Raw genomic sequence first — 18,052 nt, 5'->3', positions numbered from 1 at the left:
TAACTTGCCGGCATGCCCGCGCCGCTGCCCAATCCCAAATCCCCCGATACCTCCATCGAAATACTTTGCCGATCTGCCACACGGCTGGCATCTGCGCTGCCTATGCTGGCGACCGATTCAATGGAGATTTGCGGAGATTCGGTCATGCAGGCAGGCAAGTCCGGGGAGGGCCGGGCGTTCCTGGCGGTGGAGCAGGTCACCAAGCGCTTTGGCAGCTTTGTGGCGCTGGACAGCGTGTCGCTGTCGGTCGGGCAGGGCGAGCTGCTGTGCCTGCTGGGCCCGTCCGGGTGCGGCAAGACCACGCTGCTGCGCATCACGCGGGACTTGAGCGCGAGGACGCAGGACGCATCCATGCCGGCGCGCGTGAACTGACCGGGTTGCCGCCGCAGGCACGCGACTACGGCATCCTGTTCCAGTCCTATGCGCTGTTTCCCAACCTGACCGTGGCGCAGAACGTGGCCTATGGCCTGCACGGGCGCGGCATGGGGCGCACGCACCGCGACGCGCGCGTGGCCGAGATGCTCGGCCTGGTCGGCCTGGCCGGCAGCGAGCGCAAGTTCCCGGGCCAGCTCTCCGGTGGTCAGCAGCAGCGCGTGGCGATGGCCCGTGCGCTGGCGCCGGCGCCTTCGCTGCTGCTGCTCGATGAGCCGATGTCGGCACTGGACGCCCGCGTGCGCGAACACCTGCGGCTGGAACTGCGCCAGCTGCAGCGCAGACTGAACATCACCACCGTGATGGTCACCCACGACCAGGAAGAGGCCATGACCATGGCCGACCGCATTGCCGTGATGGACGGCGGGCGCATCGTGCAGGCCGGCACTCCCGCCGAGATCTATGAGCAGCCGGCGTCGGCCTTTGTCGCCGGTTTTGTCGGGCAGGCCAACTGGCTGCCGGGGCGCAGCGCGCAGGCCGGGCGCTTCACCGTTGGCGAGGGCAGCCAGGCCGTCGATTTCCTGGTCGACTCGCCGCAGCCGGCGGCATCCGCCGGCCGGCTGTGCTGCCGCCCGGAAGCGGTGCGGCTGGACCCGGATCCCGCCGAGCCCAACCGGCTGCTGGCGCGCGTGGTCGACCAGACCTATCTCGGCAACCGCTACCGGCTGGCGCTGGAAGCGGACCGCCTGCCAGGGCTCGCCCTGTTTGCCGACGTGGCGCGCGAGGCGCGGCACCGGCTGCCCGACGCGGGCGGCCACAAGTTCTGGATTGCGCTGCCGGCTCAGGCGTTGCGGGTGTTTGCATGATGCGCGCGGCCACTGCCGTCCTGCCCGAAGCTACGCCGGCAGCCTCGCCGCGCGGCACCGGGCTGGTCTCCCGGCTGGCGCACGGTGCCCCGGCCGCAATGAAGTGGCTCTGGCTGGCCGGGCTGGCCGTCGGCTTGCTGCTGCCGTTGCTGGCGCTGTTCCGCCAGGCCTGGTTCGATGCGGCGGGCCAATGGGCGCTGGGCGCGCGCATGGCGGCGCTGGTGACCAGCCCCAACTTCGTGCCGATGCTCGGCCGCAGCGTGGCGGTGTCGCTGGCAGTGGTGGTGCTGGTGGTGCCGCTGGCATTTGGCTTTGCCTATGCGCTGCAGCGTTCCTGCATCGCACTGCGGCCACTCTGGCGCGGCGTTGCGCTGCTGCCGCTGTTTGCGCCGTCGCTGCTGCCGGCGATCGCGCTGGTCTACCTGTTCGGCAACCAGGGCATCTTTCGCGGCGCCTTCGGGCAGGGCGGCATCTATGGCTTCTGGGGCATCGTGCTGGGCGAGGCCTTCTACACCTTCCCGCATGCGCTGATGGTGCTGGTGGCGACGCTGTCGCTGGCCGATGCGCGCCTCTATGAGGCGGCGCGCGCGATGGGCGCCAGCCCGTGGCGCACCTTCTGCACGGTCACGCTGCCGGGCGTTCGCCAGGGCCTGTTCGCCGCCGCCTGCCTGGTGCTGACGCTGGTGATCACGGACTTTGGCGTACCCAAGGTGGTGGGTGGCGGTTATCCGGTGCTGGCGCTGGAAGCGTACAAGGCGGTGGTCGGGCAGCAGCAGTTCGATCGCGGTGCGCTGATCGGCATGCTGCTGCTGGCGCCGGCGCTGCTGACCTTTGCCGTGGACATGGCAATGCAGCAGCGCCAGCGCACCCAGATGGGCAGCCGCGCACAGGTGTATGTGCCGGCGCCCGAGCGCGGCCGCGACAGCGTGTGCCTGCTGCTGGTGGCGCTGGTCAGTGCCGCGCTGCTGGCAGTGATCGCAACCGCGGTGGGCGCGTCGCTGGTCAAGCTGTGGCCCTACAACCTGGGCCTGACGCTGGCGCATTACGACTTCGACAACATGGACGGCGGCGGCTGGCTGGCCTACCGCAACAGCCTGAAGCTGTCGGCACTGACCGCGCTGGCGGGCACGGCGGCGATCTTCCTGGGTGCCTGGCTGACGCTGCGCACGCGTGGCCCGGCCTGGCTGCACGGTGTGCTGCGCGCGGGCTTCCTGTTGCCGATGGCGGTGCCGGGGCTGGTGCTGGGCCTGGGCTATGTGTTCTTCTTCAACGCGCCCGGCAATCCGCTGCACGCGCTGTACGGCACCCTGGCGCTGCTGGTGCTGTGCAACGTGGCGCACTGCTACACCACCGGCCACCTGACTGCGGCCGCGGCGCTGCGCCAGCTCGACCACGAGTTCGAGGCCGCGGCGCTGTCGCTCGGGGTGGCGTCGCTGGTGACATGCTGGCGCGTGACCGTGCCGGTGTGCCTGCCGGCACTGCTCGATATCTTCCGCTACCTCTTCGTGTCGTCGATGACCACGGTCTCGGCGGTGATCTTCCTGTACAGCCCCGACACCGTGCTGGCCGCGATCTCGGTGCTGAACATGGACGATGCCGGCGACACCGCGCCCGCTGCCGCGATGTCGACGCTGATCCTGCTGACCTCGGTGCTGGCGGCCTTGCTGCTGCACGCGGTCTCGGCCGGCTGGCTGCGCCGCGCCCAGCGCTGGCGCGCCGGCTGATTTTTGCCGGATTTTTTGCCCGATTCGCCGTACCCCTGCATTCCGGAACACTCACCGAACCCAAGGAGAAACCATGTCCCGCATCACCAACCTTGTCGCGGCGCTTGCCGCCGCGGCCGCCCTGCCGCTGCTGGCCGGCAACGCCAGCGCCGCCACCGTGCTGACGGTCTACACCGCGCTCGAAGCCGACCAGATCGCCGCCTACAAGGCCGCGTTCGAGAAGGTGCATCCCGATATCGAAATCAAGTGGGTGCGCGACTCCACCGGCATCGTCACCGCCAAGCTGCTGGCGGAAAAGGCCGCGCCGCGCGCCGACGCGGTGTGGGGCCTGGCCGGCTCCAGCCTGGCGATCCTGGACAAGGAAGGCATGCTCGACCCATACGCGCCGAAGAACCTGGCCGCGATCGATGCCAAGTACCGCAGCCCGGCCAACCCGCCGGCATGGGTCGGCATGGACGTGTGGGGCGCGGCGATCTGCTTCAACACCGTGGAGGCGCAGAAGCAAGGCCTGCCCAAGCCGACCTCGTGGGCCGACCTGGCCAAGCCGATTTATGCGGGCAAGGTGGTGATGCCGCACCCGGCCTCGTCGGGCACGGGCTTCCTCGACGTCAGCGCCTGGCTGCAGATGATGGGCGAGCAGAAGGGCTGGCAGTACATGGACGCCCTGCACAAGAACATTGGCCTGTACACGCACTCGGGCTCCAAGCCGTGCAAGATGGCTGCGCAGGGCGAGTTCCCGATCGGCATTGCCTTCGAGTACCGTGCCATGAAGTCGAAGAAGGAAGGCGCGCCGATCGATATCGTGCTGCCGGCCGAAGGCCTGGGCTGGGACATCGAGGCCACCGCCATCGTCAAGGGCACCAGGAACCTGGACGCCGCGCGCAAGCTGGCGGACTTCTCGGCCTCGCGCGAAGCGATGGCGCTGTATGAGAAAAACTTTGCCGTGCTGGCCGTGCCCGGCATTGCCAAGCCCGACGCGCTGCTGCCCGCCGACTACGAGAAGCGCCTGATCAAGAACGACTTCCGCTGGGCGAGCGACAACCGCGACCGCATCCTGGCTGAATGGAGCAAGCGCTACGAAGGGAAGGCGGAGAAGAAGTAAGGCACAAGGCGCGCCCGGCGGCGAGGGAATGGCCCGCAGAAACGGGTACGCTCCCCGCGCCGTGGCGGCCGCCCTGGCCGGATCAGGCCAGGCGCGGCACTTCGTCGGTTGCCGGCTGGCCGGCGTGCAGACGGCGGTAGAGATCGTCGATGCGCCGGCGGCTGGCCTGCAGTTCTTCGCGGCCGTGCTCGGTCAGCAGATAGACCCGGCCGATGCCGTCGCGCAGCACGCTTTCCAGGTAGCCTTCCATTTGCAGGGCGCGCAGCAACGGGCGCACTGAGCCGATATCGACCTGGAAGCCGTATTCCAGCAACATGTCGGCAAGCATGGCCACCGTAGCCGGGACTTCGAGCGCAAATTGCAGGACGTAGACGCGGGCCAGCAGGCCCAGGAACTGTCGTTTCATGTGGACTGGCAACGCGGCAGACGCCGCGCCGGTTGACGCAGGCGCTGTCCGGAGCTTCGGGTTTGCAGGCGTTGTGACGCCGGCGGCGCGGCAGCCTGTCATCCTGTTGGACTGGCAGTGCCGATGCGCCGAATAAGGCGCATTCTACCATTCGGACAAAAAAGAAGCCGCCAGGAGCCCTGGCGGCTTGTCGGGAATGCGTCGGAGGGGTCAATTAACTCTGGCGCAGACCAGAGTTTAGTTTAATCGAAGGCGGCTTGTCACGCTTCGGTGACAGCGCCCCTCCAGCGTGGGGTGATGACGAAAGCCTTTGGTAAGAAAAGTGACGAATACGCGAAGCATTGTGCGGAGAACGGCGCTCAAAAATGTCGTAGATCCGTCAACATCACTTAGATTCCTGGCGGCAAGCGGGTCGCCATCGTGGCGACGGCGGGGCACAGGTCCGAATCCGGCTTGCGGTATGCGCTGCACGGGCGTCAAATCGCGGCAGCCTTCAACCCGCGCCGGCTTCCCCGGCGCCTCCCGGTTCCCCTGATGAAACCCGCCGATCTCGCCCGCTTGCTTGCCCTGGCCGCCATCTGGGGCGCCAGTTTTCTGTTTATCCGCATCGGCGCGCCGGTGCTGGGACCGATGCCGACTGCCTTCGTCCGGGTGCTGATCGGCGCGCTCACTCTGGCGGCATGCCTGCCGCTGCTGAAGCTGCGCTGGGAGATGCAGGGCAAATGGCCGGCGGTGCTGGCGCTGGGTGTGGTCAATTCCGGTATCCCGTTTGTCATGTACTCGGTCGCCGCGTTGTGGCTGCCGGCCGGCTATTCGGCCGTGTTCAATGCCATGACCCCGCTGATGGGCGTGCTGATCGGCGCGCTGGCGTTTTCCGAACGGCTCACGCGCGCCAAGGCCCTGGGCGTGCTGCTGGGCGTGGCGGGCGTCGCGGTGCTGACCCGCACCGGACCGGTGGCGTTCTCGATGGACGTGCTGCTGGGCGCGCTGGCCTGCCTGGTGGCCACTGCCTGCTACGGCCTGTCCGGCTTTCTCGCGCGGGGCTGGATCACGCAGCGCGGCGGGCTCGATAGCCGGCTGGTCGCCGCCGGCAGCATGGTCGGCGCCACCGTGTTCCTGCTGCCCTTCTGCCTCGCCGCGCTGTGGCGCCACAACACGGTGCCCGCTGCCGGCGCCGGCGTGTGGGCGGCCATGCTGGGGCTGGGCGTGCTGTGCACGGCGCTGGCCTACATCCTGTATTACCGCCTGATTGCCGACCTGGGCCCGGTGCGCTCGCTGAGCGTCACCTTCCTGATCCCGCCGTTCGGCATCGTCTGGGGCGCGCTGTTCCTGGGCGAGGCCCTGTCGTGGGCGTACGCGGCGGGTGGCGCGCTGATCGGCGTGGCGGTGTGGCTGGTGTTGCGGCCGGTGGCGGGGGCGGAGCAGGGCGTCCGTCCGGCAGGCGGTGTTGCGGTCAAACGTTGAACCTGCGGCGGTCAAACGTTGAACCTGCGGTTCAGGCCTGTGCCGCCGTGCCCGCCGCCACGTTGTACTGCTCGCGCACCATCATTACCACGCGGCGGGCCTGGCGCAGGTGACGCACGGCGTCGGCTTCGCTGCGTTCGGGGAAGTCGACCTCGGCGCTCCAGTTGCAGCCGGTGTGGTCGGGCCGGTGCACGCAGACCGCGCGCAGCTGGCAGTCTTGGCAGCCGGGTTCCTGCCGCAGGCACAGGTTGAGCAGGCGTTTGAGTTCGGACAGCGGCTTGTTCAGGCGCTCCATGGTTGGCTCCGTCAGGTGCGCGGCATGAGGCGGCGGCGCGCTTACGCCCGGGCAGGCAGCTCCGGCGTGGGCTCGGCCTCATTGGCGCCGGCCCGGCATTGCGGGCAGACGCCGTACAGCACCAGCATGTGCTCGCGCAAAACAAAGGCGTTGTCGGCGGCTACCTGGCGCTGGCGCTGCTCGATGCTTTCATCGCGGAATTCTTCCACGCGGCCGCACGCGACGCAGATCAGGTGGTCATGATGACCGCCTTCATTGAGTTCGAACACGGCGTGGTCGGACTCGAAGCTGTGCCGCAGCAGGATGTCGGCCTGCACCAGCTGGTTGAGCACGCGATACACCGTGGACAGTCCCGCATCCTCGTCCTGCGTCAGCAGGACGCGGTAGACGTCTTCGGCGCTCAGGTGGCGCCGGGCGCTGGTGCGGAACACTTCAAGGATCCGCATGCGCGGCGACGTGGCCTTCAGGCCGGCGCGCTTGAGATGGATCGGGTTTGTGCTCTCGAATGACATGGCGGAAGGCATTGGCATGCGGCTGGCGCCCCGCGGGCGGGGCGGCGCCCGGCCTGGCGCCGCGCACGGGCGGCGTCGATGGCTTGGCGGGATTTCAGGCTGAAGCGCCAGGGGGCGGATCAGCGCTGGCGCTCCCGCCCCTGGCGGCGCGCCATGCCTGCATGACGCGCGGAATAAAAAGGTGGCCTGGCTTGTCACCGGAAGACGCGATCGGGAAAGCGGGGTCTGGTTGCTTTCCCGATCTTCCGAAGACTGGCTACTGCCAAACGCTCCGCGTGACGGAGCGGTCCCCACAAAAGTCGGTGTCGAATGCCGCAGCGGCGGCATCCGGAAATCCTGTCGTTCCTGCCAGCTTCGGTCGCTGCCGCGTGCCGCGGGGCGCCGGACCTGGCCGGTCTGCCTGTCGGGCGGTGCGCCGTGCGTCAGGCAGTGATCGAATAGTAAATGGGAATCGATCTCATTACAAGAGAAATTTTTCCGGGCCGCCTCATTTTTTGAGGGCGGCCTGGTGGCGCGATGTACGACCTTGAGAACACGAGCGGTGCAGCGCCTGTTCCCGGGCATGGCGGGTATCGGCCTGGCCGCGCTGGCGGCTTGCAACCTGGGCGTAGGCGCTGCGCAGTCGCAGCCTACAGCGGCGGGGACACCCAGTATGGGTCGCGGCCGTAGTACTCATGCAGCGACCTGCCCCACTGGGGATCGGCCATGCTCGGCCAGCTGTCCTTGTTGAAGCCCGGTGCGGATTTGAGCCGGTCTGCCGTCACGGCAATCCGGAAGCATTTCTCGTCGGTGTCCATGACCAGCGCATTCCATGGGATGGCGTGCAGTGTGTCGCCGATGCCGAGGAAGCCGCCGGTGGTCAGCACCGCGTAGGCGATGCGGCCGTGCGGCACATCCAGCATGATCTCGGAAATCTTGCCGACGTGTTCGCCATCGGATGAATAGGCCTTGGTGCCGTCAAGGCTCGATGCCGCCATCACTTCAGGGCCCGGGCCCTCGCCCACGCCTGAACCGATGATGGCCGCGCCTTCACTGATGGGAGGTTGGTTTGGCATGCTTTGCTCCTTGTCGCAAGACGTTGGAATGCATGGCATGCGCAATGACCATGCCTGCGCCGTTTGTGGCGCAGTACGCATGGGGCTGAAGTTGCCATGCTGCCGCCGTGGTAATTCTTTCGCGCGGCATGGAAAAAAAGCGCGTCAACGTGGCGCTGCGCGCCTGCTGGTTCATGGATTTCCTTTGGAAGTCCGATCCGCGCCGGTGCTTGCAGCGCGTCGGGCCGGTTCCGTCAGGCCGATGACAGGCCCAGGATCCAGTTGCGGAAGGCCGCCAGCGCTTCGGATTCGGGCCGGCCCTCCGGATAGGCAAAGTAGTAGCCCTGCTGCTCGTCCAGCATGCCCGCCAGCGGGATCACCAGCTGGCCGGTCTGCAGCTCGCGCTCGATCAGCAGGCGCGGCGCCAGGCCGATGCCAAGCCCGGCCGCAGCGGCGGCCGTCATCATCGTGAACAGTTCATAGCGTGGCCCGCGCGAGGCGGCCAGGTCATAGGCCCAGCCCTGTGCCGCGTACCAGTCGCGCCAGGCGTTGGCGCGCGTGCTCAGGTGCAGGTGGCGGCAGCGCGCCAGGCTGGCGGCGCCGGTCACGGGATGCCCGGCCAGGAAGGCGGGACTGCACACCGGCACCATGCCCCCTTCGCGGAAGATCACGCCGCCGCGCGTGCCGGGCCAGAACTGGTCGCCGAAGTAAATCGCCGCGTCATAGGCGCATTCCTGGAACGAGAACGGCTGCGAGCGCGCCGACAGGTTGACCGTCACGTTGGGATGGCGACGCGCAAAGTCCGGCAGGCGCGGGATCAGCCATTGGGTGGCAAAGGTGGGCACCACTGCCAGCTCCAGTGTGTAGCCCATGGCCCGGCCGGTGGTGATTTCCAGCGTGTCGCGCTGCAGGTGGTCCAGGTGCCGGCGGATGCGCGCGGCGTATTCGCGCCCGGTATCGGTCAGCACTAGGCGCCGGCGCACGCGCGTGAACAGCGCCACGCCCAGGCGCTGCTCCAGTTGCGCCACCTGCCGCCCCACCGCGCTGTGCGTCAGCGCCAGCTCTGCCGCGGCGCGGGTAAAGCTGCCCAGCCGTGCCGAGGCCTCGAAGGCCTGCAGCGCGCCCAGGTTGGGGATGTCGTTTCTCATGGGACTGCGAGGGAAGGAAGGCTGACAGTATAAACAGCGGCGCCAGGCCGCACCGCTACCCTGGTCGTGCGCCGCATGCACAATATTGTGCGCAATGCGCGCTTGTGCGCGCCATGTGAGCGCCCCTATCCTGCCCCGCGGATCGTCGCCAGCCCGGCTGCCTTCCCAGTGCTCACCTGTTTGCGCCCATGACCTCCAAACTCTCCACGCTCCTCACCGCCAACGTCGGCGCCACCCGCGCTGCGCAACTGCTCGCGCTGGTCAGCTTGCCCGCGGATCTGCCGCAGGCCCCGCAGGGCCGTGCCACCCGCGCGGAAATCGCCCAGGCCCTGAACATGGTGCTGTTCGGCGGCATCCTCGAGCGCGTGCCGACCGGGCGCGCCTACACCGACGACGTTGCCGCCGCCGGCGGCAAGGTCACCTTCGACCACGGCGCGCTGCGCACGGTCAAGTGGCGCGACAACGGCGCGCTGCCCGAAGGCGAGGCCGCCTTCACCCGCATCCTGCGCCCGCTCGGCTATGTGCTCAACGGCACCTATCCGCTGGACCGCATCGGCATGACCGGCCGCTCCTACGCGCATGCCGACGCGCCCGAGGATATCGCCCAGTTCTTCCTCAGCGAATTCCATCCGGAACGTTTCAGCGACGCCTTCCGCGCCGCCGTCAGCCGCGTCACCGGCACCTCCGCCGACCCGCTCACGCCGCGCGCGCAGACCCTGCTGTGGCAGCTGGAGCGCGACGGCGCACTGGACCTGGCCGACGGCGCCGAGCTGGTCGGCCTGCTGGTGCCATGCTTCGAGCGCCAGCACGCCACGCCGAGGCTGGCCGACTATGAAACCCTGCTGAGTGAATCGGCGGAGATGGCCTGGGTCGCCACCGAAGGCAACGCCTTCAACCACGCCACCGACCGCGTCGACGACGTGTTCGCGCTCGCCGAGCAGCAGAAGCAGCTGGGCCGGCCGATGAAGGACAAGGTGGAAGTCTCGCGCAGCGGGCGCGTGAAGCAGACCGCGTTCCGGGCGGATACAGTGCGCCGCGCCTTCGTCGGCGCGCAGGGCGAGACGGTGGAGCGGGACGTGCCGGGATCGTTCTACGAGTTCATCACGCGGGACCGCTTTGCCGAAGAAGCGGCCGCGCCGCAGCGCTATGACCTGGGGTTTGATGCGGGCAATGCGCAGGGGATCTTCAAGATGACGGCGGCTTGCTGATTGCGGTAAAGGGTATTGATGCGCCTGCCCTCACCCCCGGCCCCTCTCCCGCAAGCGGGAGAGGGTTGGGGTGAGGGCCGGCGCGTCGACGAAGTGCGGCGCGGCCGTGTACCTCGGCCTCCGGAAATCCGTCAGCCCGCCCGTTTCGCCGATATCACCGCCTCAGCCACATTGGCCGGCGCCTCGGCATAGTGCTTGAACTCCATCGTGTACGTCGCGCGCCCCTGCGTCAGCGAGCGCAGCGTGGTGGAGTAGCCAAACATGGTGGCCAGCGGCACCTCGGCACGCACGATCTTGCCGCCGCCACCGGCGATGTCTTCCATGCCGTGCACCATGCCGCGACGTGACGACAGATCGCCCATCACGTTGCCGGTGAATTCCTCAGGCGTTTCCACCTCGACGGCCATCATCGGCTCCAGCAGGATGGGCCTGGCCCGGCGCATGCCTTCCTTGAACGCCATCGAGCCGGCCATGCGGAATGCGTTCTCGTTTGAGTCCACGTCGTGGTAGGAGCCGAACACCAGCGTGGCCTTGATGTCGACCACCGGGTAGCCGGCCAGCACGCCTGACTGCATGGTCTCGCGGATGCCCTTGTCCACCGCGGGGATGAACTCGCGCGGGACCACGCCGCCTTTGACGGCATCGACGAACTCATAGCCGCCGCCATGCGGCATCGGGTCGAGGTTGAGCACCACGTGGCCGTACTGGCCGCGTCCGCCCGATTGCTTGATGAACTTGCCCTCGACGTCCTTGGCCGGCTGGCGGATGGTCTCGCGGTAGGCCACCTGGGGCTTGCCGACCGAGGCCTCAACGCCGAACTCGCGCCGCATGCGGTCGACCAGGATTTCCAGGTGCAGCTCGCCCATGCCGGAGATGATGGTCTGGCCGGATTCCTCGTCCGTGGTCACGCGGAAGGACGGGTCTTCCTGCGCAAGGCGGTTCAGCGCAATGCCCATCTTTTCCTGGTCTGCCTTGGTCCTGGGTTCCACTGCCTGCGAGATCACCGGTTCCGGGAAGCTCATGCGCTCCAGGATAATGACCTTGTCGGGGTCGCACAGGGTGTCGCCGGTGGTCGCTTCCTTCAGGCCGACGGCCGCGGCGATGTCGCCGGCGCGCACTTCCTTGATCTCCTGGCGCACGTTGGCGTGCATCTGCAGGATGCGGCCCAGGCGCTCGCGCTTGCCCTTGACCGGGTTGTAGACCGCGTCGCCGGATTTGACCACGCCGGAATAGACGCGGAAGAAGATCAGCTGGCCGACAAAGGGGTCGGTCATGATCTTGAAGGCCAGCGCGGCAAACGGCTCGTCGTCGCTGGGATGGCGTTCGGCCTCGCGGTCGTCTTCGGTGTGGCCCATGATGGCCGGCACGTCGGCGGGCGAGGGCAGATAGTCGATCACCGCGTCCAGCATGCTCTGCACGCCCTTGTTCTTGAAGGCGCTGCCGCACAGCATCGGCACGATCTCGTTGGCGATGGTGCGCTTGCGCAGGCCGCGCTTGATCTGCTCCTCGGTCAGCGGCTCGCCCGACAGGTACTGGTTGAGCAGCGTCTCGTCGGCCTCGGCGGCGGCTTCGACCATCTTGTCGCGCCATTGCTGTGCGGTGGCCAGCAAGTCCGCCGGGATGTCCTGGTATGCAAAGCGCACGCCCTGGCTGGCATCGTCCCAGACGATGGCCTTCATCTTGACCAGGTCGATCACGCCCTGGAAGTGGTCCTCGGCGCCCAGCGGGATCTGGATCGGCACGGCGCGGCCCTTGAGGCGGTCGGCGATCTGCGTCTGCACGCGGAAGAAGTCGGCGCCGACGCGGTCCATCTTGTTGACGAAGGCAATGCGCGGCACCGCGTACTTGTTGGCCTGGCGCCAGACCGTCTCGGACTGCGGCTGCACGCCGCCGACGGCGTCATAGACCATGCAGGCGCCGTCGAGCACGCGCATGGAGCGCTCGACTTCGATGGTGAAGTCGACGTGTCCCGGCGTATCGATGATGTTGATGCGGTGTTCGGGGTAATTGCCGGTCATGCCTTTCCAGAAGGCAGTGGTGGCTGCCGACGTGATGGTGATGCCGCGCTCCTGCTCCTGTTCCATCCAGTCCATGGTGGCGGCGCCGTCGTGCACTTCGCCCATCTTGTGGCTGACACCCGTATAGAACAGGATGCGCTCGGTCGTCGTGGTCTTGCCGGCGTCGATATGCGCGCTGATGCCAATGTTGCGGTAGCGCTCGATGGGGGTCTTGCGAGGCACAGTGTTCTCCATGGATGAAACACGCTGGAATAGAGTAGCACCACTGGCCGTCTGCTGTTGTCCCTGCAGTGCGCAGGGGCACACCGCCGCTCCCCGGTGCTCCGGCATAAGCGTGTGTCTGAGGCGGGCCTAGGATTCGGCTTCATCCGAAACCGATTTCTCCCATCCTGCCAGCGTCAGCGGCTCCCTATACTGGCGCAGCATCGCGCCCCGCGTGTTCATCGCCCTGCCATCCCATGCCCGGCCAGGATGCGCCCGGTCGCCGATGCATTCCCGGACTACGAAGCCACGCATGACAACCATCCTGATCGTTGACGACCATCCGGCGATGCGGCTGGTGCTCAGGCACCACCTGTTGCAGCTGCTTGGCGTAGACGAGGTGATCGAAGCAGACAACGGACAGTGCGCCATCGAGCTGGTGCGCGCGCGCACGCCGGACCTCGTGCTGCTCGACCTGGACATCCCGCGCTCCAGCGGGCTGGACGTGGCGCCGCGCCTGCGCGCGATCCATCCGCAGGTACGCATTCTGGTGGTGACCGCGCTGGACCCGGCGGTGTTCGTCAGCCGCTCATGGCAGGCCGGTGCGCAGGGCTTTGTCAGCAAGACCCAGGACATCAAGGAAATCCTGCGTGCGGTCGAGGCGGTGCTGGCGGGCTATACCGTGTTCCCGGTGCTCAGCCGCGGCGGCGCGCCGCGCCAGGCCATGTCGGCGGATGAGGAGATCCTGCGGCGCCTTTCCGACAAGGAACTGGCGGTGCTGCAGATGCTGGCGCGCGGCCTGTCGTACAAGGCCATCAGCGCCAGCCTCTTTATCAGCAACAAGACCGTCAGCAGCTACAAGGCACGCATCATGGGCAAGCTGCAGGTCTCGTCCCTGGTGGAGCTGGTGGACTTTGCGCGACGCTGCCGGCTGACGCCCTGATTGTGGTTGTCCTTATTAGACATCGTATAAGTTAGGTTGGGCCGCACCCGCCCAAGGTGCGTGCGCGCCGCTCAGCCTTGGGCGCCGGCTGGCCCTGAGGCCTTGCGCAGCCGTTCGCGGCTGTTGGTCAGGTGCATGCGCATGGCGGCCTTGGCTCCGTCGGGGTCGCGGCGGTCGATCGCGTCGTAGATGTTCTCGTGCTCGATGCTGACGCGCTCCAGGTACTGCTCGCGCTCGGGCGTGCTGACCTGCAGGCGGCTGCGCGGGATCACCATGGTGCCCAGGTGGCCCATGATGTCCGTGAAGTAGCGGTTGCCGGTGGCGCGCGCAATTTCCAGGTGGAAGGCAAAGTCGCTCTCCACGGCGTCGTTGCCGGCGCCGGCACTGCGCTTGAGCTCATCCAGCGCCTGGCGCATCGCGGCCAGCTGCGCGTCGGTGCGGCGCGATGCGGCCAGGCCCGCGGCCTCGGCCTCCAGGCTGACGCGGAATTCCAGCATCGCCATCACATCCATGGCCGTGCCCAGCGCGTCAGGCCCGATGCGGAAGGGCGAGGGCGCCTCGGCCGCGCGTGCCAGCACGAAGGTGCCGATGCCGTGGCGCGTCTCCACCAGGCCGCTGGCCTGCAGGCGCGACAGTGCCTCGCGTACCACGGTGCGGCTGACCCCCATCGACGCCATGATCTCCGACTCGGTCGGCAGCTTGTTGCCGGGCTTGAGCTGGCCCTGGCGGATCTCTTCGCCAAGGGCTTGCACCACTTCCTCGGCAAGTGTGCGGCCGCGGCGGCGCAGCGGCGCGTGCGGCGCAGGAACAGGCGGAACGGACTGGGCGGAGGTGGAGTTCGGCATGGTGGATACGGGCGGGGTTTCCCGGACTTGACCGGTTCGAGATGGCCTCATTATACTGGGTTATCAGTCATACGATGACAGATAACATACGCGACACGATGGTCCGGGTGAACGATTCGGCGCCCGCCGTCGGAAATGCCGGAGACAACCCAGAGATGACCCCAACCGCCGCCCCGATGGCGTCCGCCCACACCCCGGTCGTGACCGAACTGACCGTGGTGCCCGTGGCCGGGCATGACAGCATGCTGATGAACCTGTCCGGCGCCCATGGCCCGTACTTCACGCGCAATATCGTGATCATGCGCGACAGCGCCGGCCACACCGGCGTGGGCGAGGTCCCGGGCGGCGAGGGCATCCGCCAGACGCTGGAAGACGCGCGGCCGCTGCTGGTGGGCCAGCCCATCGGCCAGTACCAGGCCATCCTGAACCGCGTGCGCGCGGCATTCGCCAGCCGCGATGCCGGCGGCCGCGGCCTGCAGACCTTTGACCTGCGCATCACCATCCATGCGGTGACGGCACTGGAGGCGGCACTGCTCGACCTGCTCGGCCAGCACCTCGAGGTGCCGGTGGCCGCACTGCTCGGCGAAGGCCAGCAGCGCGACGCCGTGGAGATGCTGGGTTACCTCTTCTATATCGGCGACCGCCAGCGCACCACGCTGGACTACCGCATCGAGCCCGATGCCGACAACGCGTGGTTCCGCCTGCGCAATGAAATGGCGATGACGCCCGAGGGCGTGGTGCGGCTGGCCGAAGCCGCTTACGAGCGCTACGGCTTCAACGACTTCAAGCTCAAGGGCGGCGTGCTGAGCGGCGACGAAGAGATGGAAGCAGTCCTGGCGCTGGCCGAACGCTTCCCCAGGGCGCGCATCACGCTGGACCCCAACGGCGCCTGGTCGCTGGCAGAAGCCGTGCGCCTGTGCCGCGACAAGCGCGGCGTGCTGGCCTATGCCGAAGACCCGTGCGGTGCCGAAGACGGCTACTCCGGGCGCGAGATCATGGCCGAGTTCCGCACCGCCACCGGCCTGCCCACTGCCACCAACATGATCGCCACCGACTGGCGCCAGATGGGGCATGCGGTGCGGCTGCAGTCGGTCGACATCCCGCTGGCCGACCCGCACTTCTGGACCATGCAGGGCTCGGTGCGCGTGGCGCAGATGTGCGCCGAGTGGGGCCTCACCTGGGGCTCGCACTCGAACAACCACTTCGATATCTCGCTGGCGATGTTCACCCACGTGGCCGCTGCCGCACCGGGGCGCATCACCGCCATCGACACGCACTGGATCTGGCAGGACGGCGAAAACCTGACCCGCAACCCGCTGCGGATCGAAGGCGGCCTGGTGCAGGTGCCCAAGACGCCGGGCCTGGGCGTGGAGCTCGACATGGATGCCCTGGCGCGCGCGCACGCGCTGTACCAGAGCAAGGGCCTGGGCGCACGCGACGATGCCGCGGCGATGCAGTTCCTGATTCCCGGCTGGAAATTCAACAACAAGGCGCCTTGCATGGTGCGCTGATGCGGTACCGGCAACGCCCAACCGGCCGCTGCTGTCATCGGGACGGCCGGCTCATCTGATAAAGACACTGCAGGAGACAACGATGTATACGTTCCAACGCCAGCGCGCCCTGCGCCTGCACCACTGGCTGCGCGCCTTCGCGCTCGGCTCTGTCGTCACGGCGGCGGCCCTGACCGTCAGCGCCGCCGCCCACGCCGCGCCGCAGGACTGGCCGCAACGCCCGGTATCGGTCGTGGTGCCGTTCCCGCCGGGCGGCTCCAGCGACGCCATCGCGCGCATGCTGACCGTGCCGCTCAATGAAAAGCTGGGCCAGCCCTTCGTCATCGACAACCGCCCCGGCGCGACCGGCGCCATCGGCGCCACCTTCGTCAAGCGCGCGCCGGCGGACGGCTACACCATGATGGTGGCGTCGATCGGGGTGTATGCGGTGAACCCGTTCCTGCAGAAGAACCTGGCCTATGACCCGGCCAAGGACTTCGACCTGCTGACGGTGGCGGTGCGCGCGCCCAACGTGCTGGTGGCCAATCCGCGCTTCCCGGCCAACACGCTGCAGGAACTGGTGGCCTACATGAAGAAGAATCCGGGCAAGGTCAGCTTTGCCTCGTCCGGCGCGGGTTCGTCCGACCACCTGACCGCGGCGCTCTTCTGGCAGAAGAGCGCCACCGACGGCCTGCACGTGCCCTACAAGGGCGGCGGCCCGGCCATTTCCGACCTCCTTGCCGGCCAGGTCGACGTGTCGTTCCAGAACGTCAACGCCGTGCTGCAGCACATCCGCACCGGCAAGCTCAAGGCGATGGCCGTGACCTCCGACAAGCGCTCGCCGGTGCTGCCCAATGTGCCCACCATGGCCGAGGCCGGCATCAAGGATGTGGAGGTCTATTCCTGGCAGGGCGTGGCCGCGCCGCGCGGCCTGCCGCCCGCGATCAAGAGCCGCCTGCACGGCGCGCTGGTGTCCTCGCTGAACGACCCGAAGATGCGCCAGACGCTGTCCGAGAGCGGCTTCGAGGTGGTGGCCAACACGCCTGAGCAGTTCAACCAGTTCGAGGCGCAGGAGCTGCAGCGCTGGAAGACCGTGATCGAGAAGGGCAAGATCGCGCTGGACTGAAGCCATAGCACTGAACCCAGACACTGCAGCACCGACCGCGCCGGCCATGCACGCATAGCGTGCCGCGCCGGCGCGCGCGCCATCGACAGGAGACCACAGCATGACCCAGGGACGCCGCAACTTCCTCAAGCAATCCTCCGCACTGGCCGCCGGGCTGGCTGCCGGCCCGCTCGCCGGCTTGTCCTCGGCGGCGCACGCCGCGCCGGATTGGCCCACCCGCCCGATCCGCCTGGTGGTGCCGTACACCGCCGGCGGCTCGTCGGACATCATCGCGCGCCTGATCAGCAAGCAGCTGGGCGACGCGCTGGGGCAATCCGTAGTGGTGGACAACCGCCCCGGCGCCAACGGCAACGTCGGCGCGGCACTGGTCGCGCAGGCCACCGACAACCACACGCTGATGCTGTGCGATATCGGCGCGCTGGCGATCAGCCCGTCGGTCTATACCAAGCTGACCTTCAATATCGCCAAGGACCTCAAGCCGGTGTCGATGCTGGCCTACTCGCCGCACTTGCTGGTGGTGCATCCGTCGGTGCAGGCGGCCAGCGTGAAGGAACTGGTGGCGCTGTCGCAGCGCAGCCAGCTCAACTTCGCCGTGACCGCCATCGGCAGCGCGCCGCACCTGGCCGGCGTGGCGGTGGAGCAGGCCACCGGCGCCAAGTGGCAATACGTACCCTACAAGGGTGGCTCGCAGGCCATTGCCGATACCGTGGGCGGCAGCGCCCAGGTGCTGATGAACGGCATGCTGGCCACGCTGCCGCACGTGCAGTCGGGCAAGCTCAAGCTGATCGCCCAGTCCAAGCGCACGCGCATGCCGCTGCTGCAGAACGTACCGACCATCGCCGAGCAGGGCGTGCCGAATTTCGAATCCGGAACGTGGCAGGGCGTGATGGCCCCGGCCAGCATGCCCGATGCGATGGTGGCGCGCATCAGCGGCGAGCTGATCCGCATCATCCGGGCGCCGGACCTGCGTGCTCAGCTGGTGGCGCAGGGGGCGGAAGTGGTGACGATGACACCGGGCGAGACCGGGAAGTTCTTTGTTGCCGAGCAGACGCGATGGGCGGGGGTGGTGAGGCAGGCGGGGATTAGGCTGGAGGCTTGAGGTGAGGTTTTGTGGGGGGTGGCTGGGGCTATTTGGTCGGGTGTCGTGCTTGGCTGGCGTGGCTGTTTCGCCGGCGTAGCCGGCGAGTCACTTTTTGTCCGAGCGACAAAAAGTAACCAAAAAACGCGTCGCCTATGCGGCTGGCAATCCATTCCTCGGCGTTGGTAGTTCGGGCGGCGGTGATTTCCGTTCGATGTGG

Annotated in this window: 17 protein-coding genes and 1 pseudogene; 10 read left to right on the top strand and 8 right to left on the bottom strand. The window is 67.8% G+C overall.

Translation table 11 applies throughout. The annotated features are described in order from the left end of the window. Nucleotides 1-12 precede the first annotated feature (12 nt). The 4 genes and pseudogenes from A3A5_RS45810 to A3A5_RS0127860 form a co-directional block, all read left to right on the top strand. A pseudogene (locus A3A5_RS45810) lies at nt 13-593 on the top strand (ATP-binding cassette domain-containing protein); the annotation flags it as partial. A 6-nt stretch (nt 594-599) separates the two neighbouring features. Then, a complete protein-coding gene (locus A3A5_RS45805; RefSeq protein ID WP_369797826.1) occupies nt 600-1,238 on the top strand; it encodes a TOBE domain-containing protein in 639 nt (212 codons plus the stop codon). Then, nucleotides 1,235-2,962: a putative 2-aminoethylphosphonate ABC transporter permease subunit gene (locus A3A5_RS0127865; RefSeq protein WP_018313751.1), complete on the top strand. Its 1,728-nt coding sequence runs from the start codon at nt 1,235-1,237 to the stop codon at nt 2,960-2,962. The genes A3A5_RS45805 and A3A5_RS0127865 overlap by 4 nt, the downstream gene beginning before the upstream one ends. Nucleotides 2,963-3,035: 73 nt before the next feature. Beyond that, nucleotides 3,036-4,064, top strand: coding sequence for a putative 2-aminoethylphosphonate ABC transporter substrate-binding protein (locus A3A5_RS0127860; RefSeq protein ID WP_018313750.1), 1,029 nt, complete (start codon nt 3,036-3,038; stop codon nt 4,062-4,064). 82 nt (nt 4,065-4,146) lie between these two features. On the opposite strand, the gene A3A5_RS0127855 is transcribed toward A3A5_RS0127860, so the two are convergent. Further along, entirely contained in the window at nt 4,147-4,470 is a 324-nt protein-coding gene (locus tag A3A5_RS0127855; protein WP_018313749.1) for a PadR family transcriptional regulator, read from the bottom strand. Between the two features lie 534 nt (nt 4,471-5,004). On the opposite strand from A3A5_RS0127855, the gene A3A5_RS0127845 reads away from it, so the two are divergent. Further along, nucleotides 5,005-5,934, top strand: coding sequence for a DMT family transporter (locus tag A3A5_RS0127845; RefSeq protein ID WP_026201210.1), 930 nt, complete (start codon nt 5,005-5,007; stop codon nt 5,932-5,934). Nucleotides 5,935-5,965: 31 nt separating this feature from the next. Here A3A5_RS0127845 and A3A5_RS0127840 read toward each other — a convergent pair whose 3' ends face one another. The 5 genes from A3A5_RS0127840 to A3A5_RS0127825 form a co-directional block, all read right to left on the bottom strand. Next, the gene (locus A3A5_RS0127840; protein ID WP_018313746.1) at nt 5,966-6,229 is read right to left on the bottom strand and encodes a hypothetical protein; all 264 of its coding nucleotides are present in this window, start codon (nt 6,227-6,229) and stop codon (nt 5,966-5,968) included. A 41-nt stretch (nt 6,230-6,270) separates the two neighbouring features. Continuing rightward, a complete protein-coding gene (gene fur / locus A3A5_RS0127835) occupies nt 6,271-6,759 on the bottom strand; it encodes a ferric iron uptake transcriptional regulator (RefSeq protein WP_026201209.1) in 489 nt (162 codons plus the stop codon). 611 nt (nt 6,760-7,370) lie between these two features. Next, nucleotides 7,371-7,796, bottom strand: coding sequence for a PRC-barrel domain-containing protein (locus tag A3A5_RS0127830; protein WP_018313744.1), 426 nt, complete (start codon nt 7,794-7,796; stop codon nt 7,371-7,373). After that, nucleotides 7,771-7,971: a hypothetical protein gene (locus tag A3A5_RS43645; RefSeq protein WP_157637308.1), complete on the bottom strand. Its 201-nt coding sequence runs from the start codon at nt 7,969-7,971 to the stop codon at nt 7,771-7,773. The genes A3A5_RS0127830 and A3A5_RS43645 overlap by 26 nt, the downstream gene beginning before the upstream one ends. 58 nt (nt 7,972-8,029) lie before the next feature. Next, nucleotides 8,030-8,923 (bottom strand): LysR substrate-binding domain-containing protein, encoded by an 894-nt coding sequence (locus A3A5_RS0127825; protein ID WP_018313743.1) that lies wholly within the window; start codon nt 8,921-8,923, stop codon nt 8,030-8,032. A gap of 188 nt (nt 8,924-9,111) precedes the next feature. Here A3A5_RS0127825 and A3A5_RS0127820 point away from each other — a divergent pair, with 188 nt between their 5' ends. Next, nucleotides 9,112-10,131 (top strand): DUF1338 domain-containing protein, encoded by a 1,020-nt coding sequence (locus A3A5_RS0127820; protein WP_018313742.1) that lies wholly within the window; start codon nt 9,112-9,114, stop codon nt 10,129-10,131. 131 nt (nt 10,132-10,262) lie between these two features. Here the strand turns inward: A3A5_RS0127820 and fusA are convergent, their stop codons facing one another. Then, the gene (gene fusA / locus A3A5_RS0127815; RefSeq protein WP_018313741.1) at nt 10,263-12,371 is read right to left on the bottom strand and encodes an elongation factor G; all 2,109 of its coding nucleotides are present in this window, start codon (nt 12,369-12,371) and stop codon (nt 10,263-10,265) included. Between the two features lie 292 nt (nt 12,372-12,663). Here fusA and A3A5_RS0127810 point away from each other — a divergent pair, with 292 nt between their 5' ends. Continuing rightward, nucleotides 12,664-13,293 carry a response regulator transcription factor gene (locus A3A5_RS0127810; RefSeq protein WP_018313740.1) on the top strand — a complete coding sequence of 210 codons (630 nt, stop codon included), beginning with the start codon at nt 12,664-12,666 and terminating at the stop codon, nt 13,291-13,293. Nucleotides 13,294-13,364: 71 nt separating this feature from the next. Here the strand turns inward: A3A5_RS0127810 and A3A5_RS0127805 are convergent, their stop codons facing one another. Continuing rightward, nucleotides 13,365-14,138, bottom strand: coding sequence for a FadR/GntR family transcriptional regulator (locus A3A5_RS0127805; protein ID WP_018313739.1), 774 nt, complete (start codon nt 14,136-14,138; stop codon nt 13,365-13,367). 155 nt (nt 14,139-14,293) lie between these two features. Here A3A5_RS0127805 and gudD point away from each other — a divergent pair, with 155 nt between their 5' ends. The 3 genes from gudD to A3A5_RS0127790 all read left to right on the top strand — a co-directional run bounded on the left by gudD (nt 14,294) and on the right by A3A5_RS0127790 (nt 17,853). Further along, nucleotides 14,294-15,649: a glucarate dehydratase gene (gene gudD, locus A3A5_RS0127800; protein ID WP_026201208.1), complete on the top strand. Its 1,356-nt coding sequence runs from the start codon at nt 14,294-14,296 to the stop codon at nt 15,647-15,649. Nucleotides 15,650-15,731: 82 nt separating this feature from the next. Continuing rightward, the gene (locus A3A5_RS0127795; protein ID WP_018313737.1) at nt 15,732-16,754 is read left to right on the top strand and encodes a tripartite tricarboxylate transporter substrate binding protein; all 1,023 of its coding nucleotides are present in this window, start codon (nt 15,732-15,734) and stop codon (nt 16,752-16,754) included. 100 nt (nt 16,755-16,854) lie between these two features. Then, complete coding sequence (locus A3A5_RS0127790) at nt 16,855-17,853, top strand: tripartite tricarboxylate transporter substrate binding protein (RefSeq protein ID WP_018313736.1); 999 nt, start codon at nt 16,855-16,857, stop codon at nt 17,851-17,853. The last annotated feature ends 199 nt before the right edge of the window (nt 17,854-18,052 follow it).

Source organism: Cupriavidus sp. UYPR2.512, assembly GCF_000379565.1.
Taxonomy (GTDB): Bacteria; Pseudomonadota; Gammaproteobacteria; order Burkholderiales; family Burkholderiaceae; genus Cupriavidus.
Note: the sequence above shows the minus strand (reverse complement) of the source record. Positions and strands in the feature narration are given on the sequence as shown.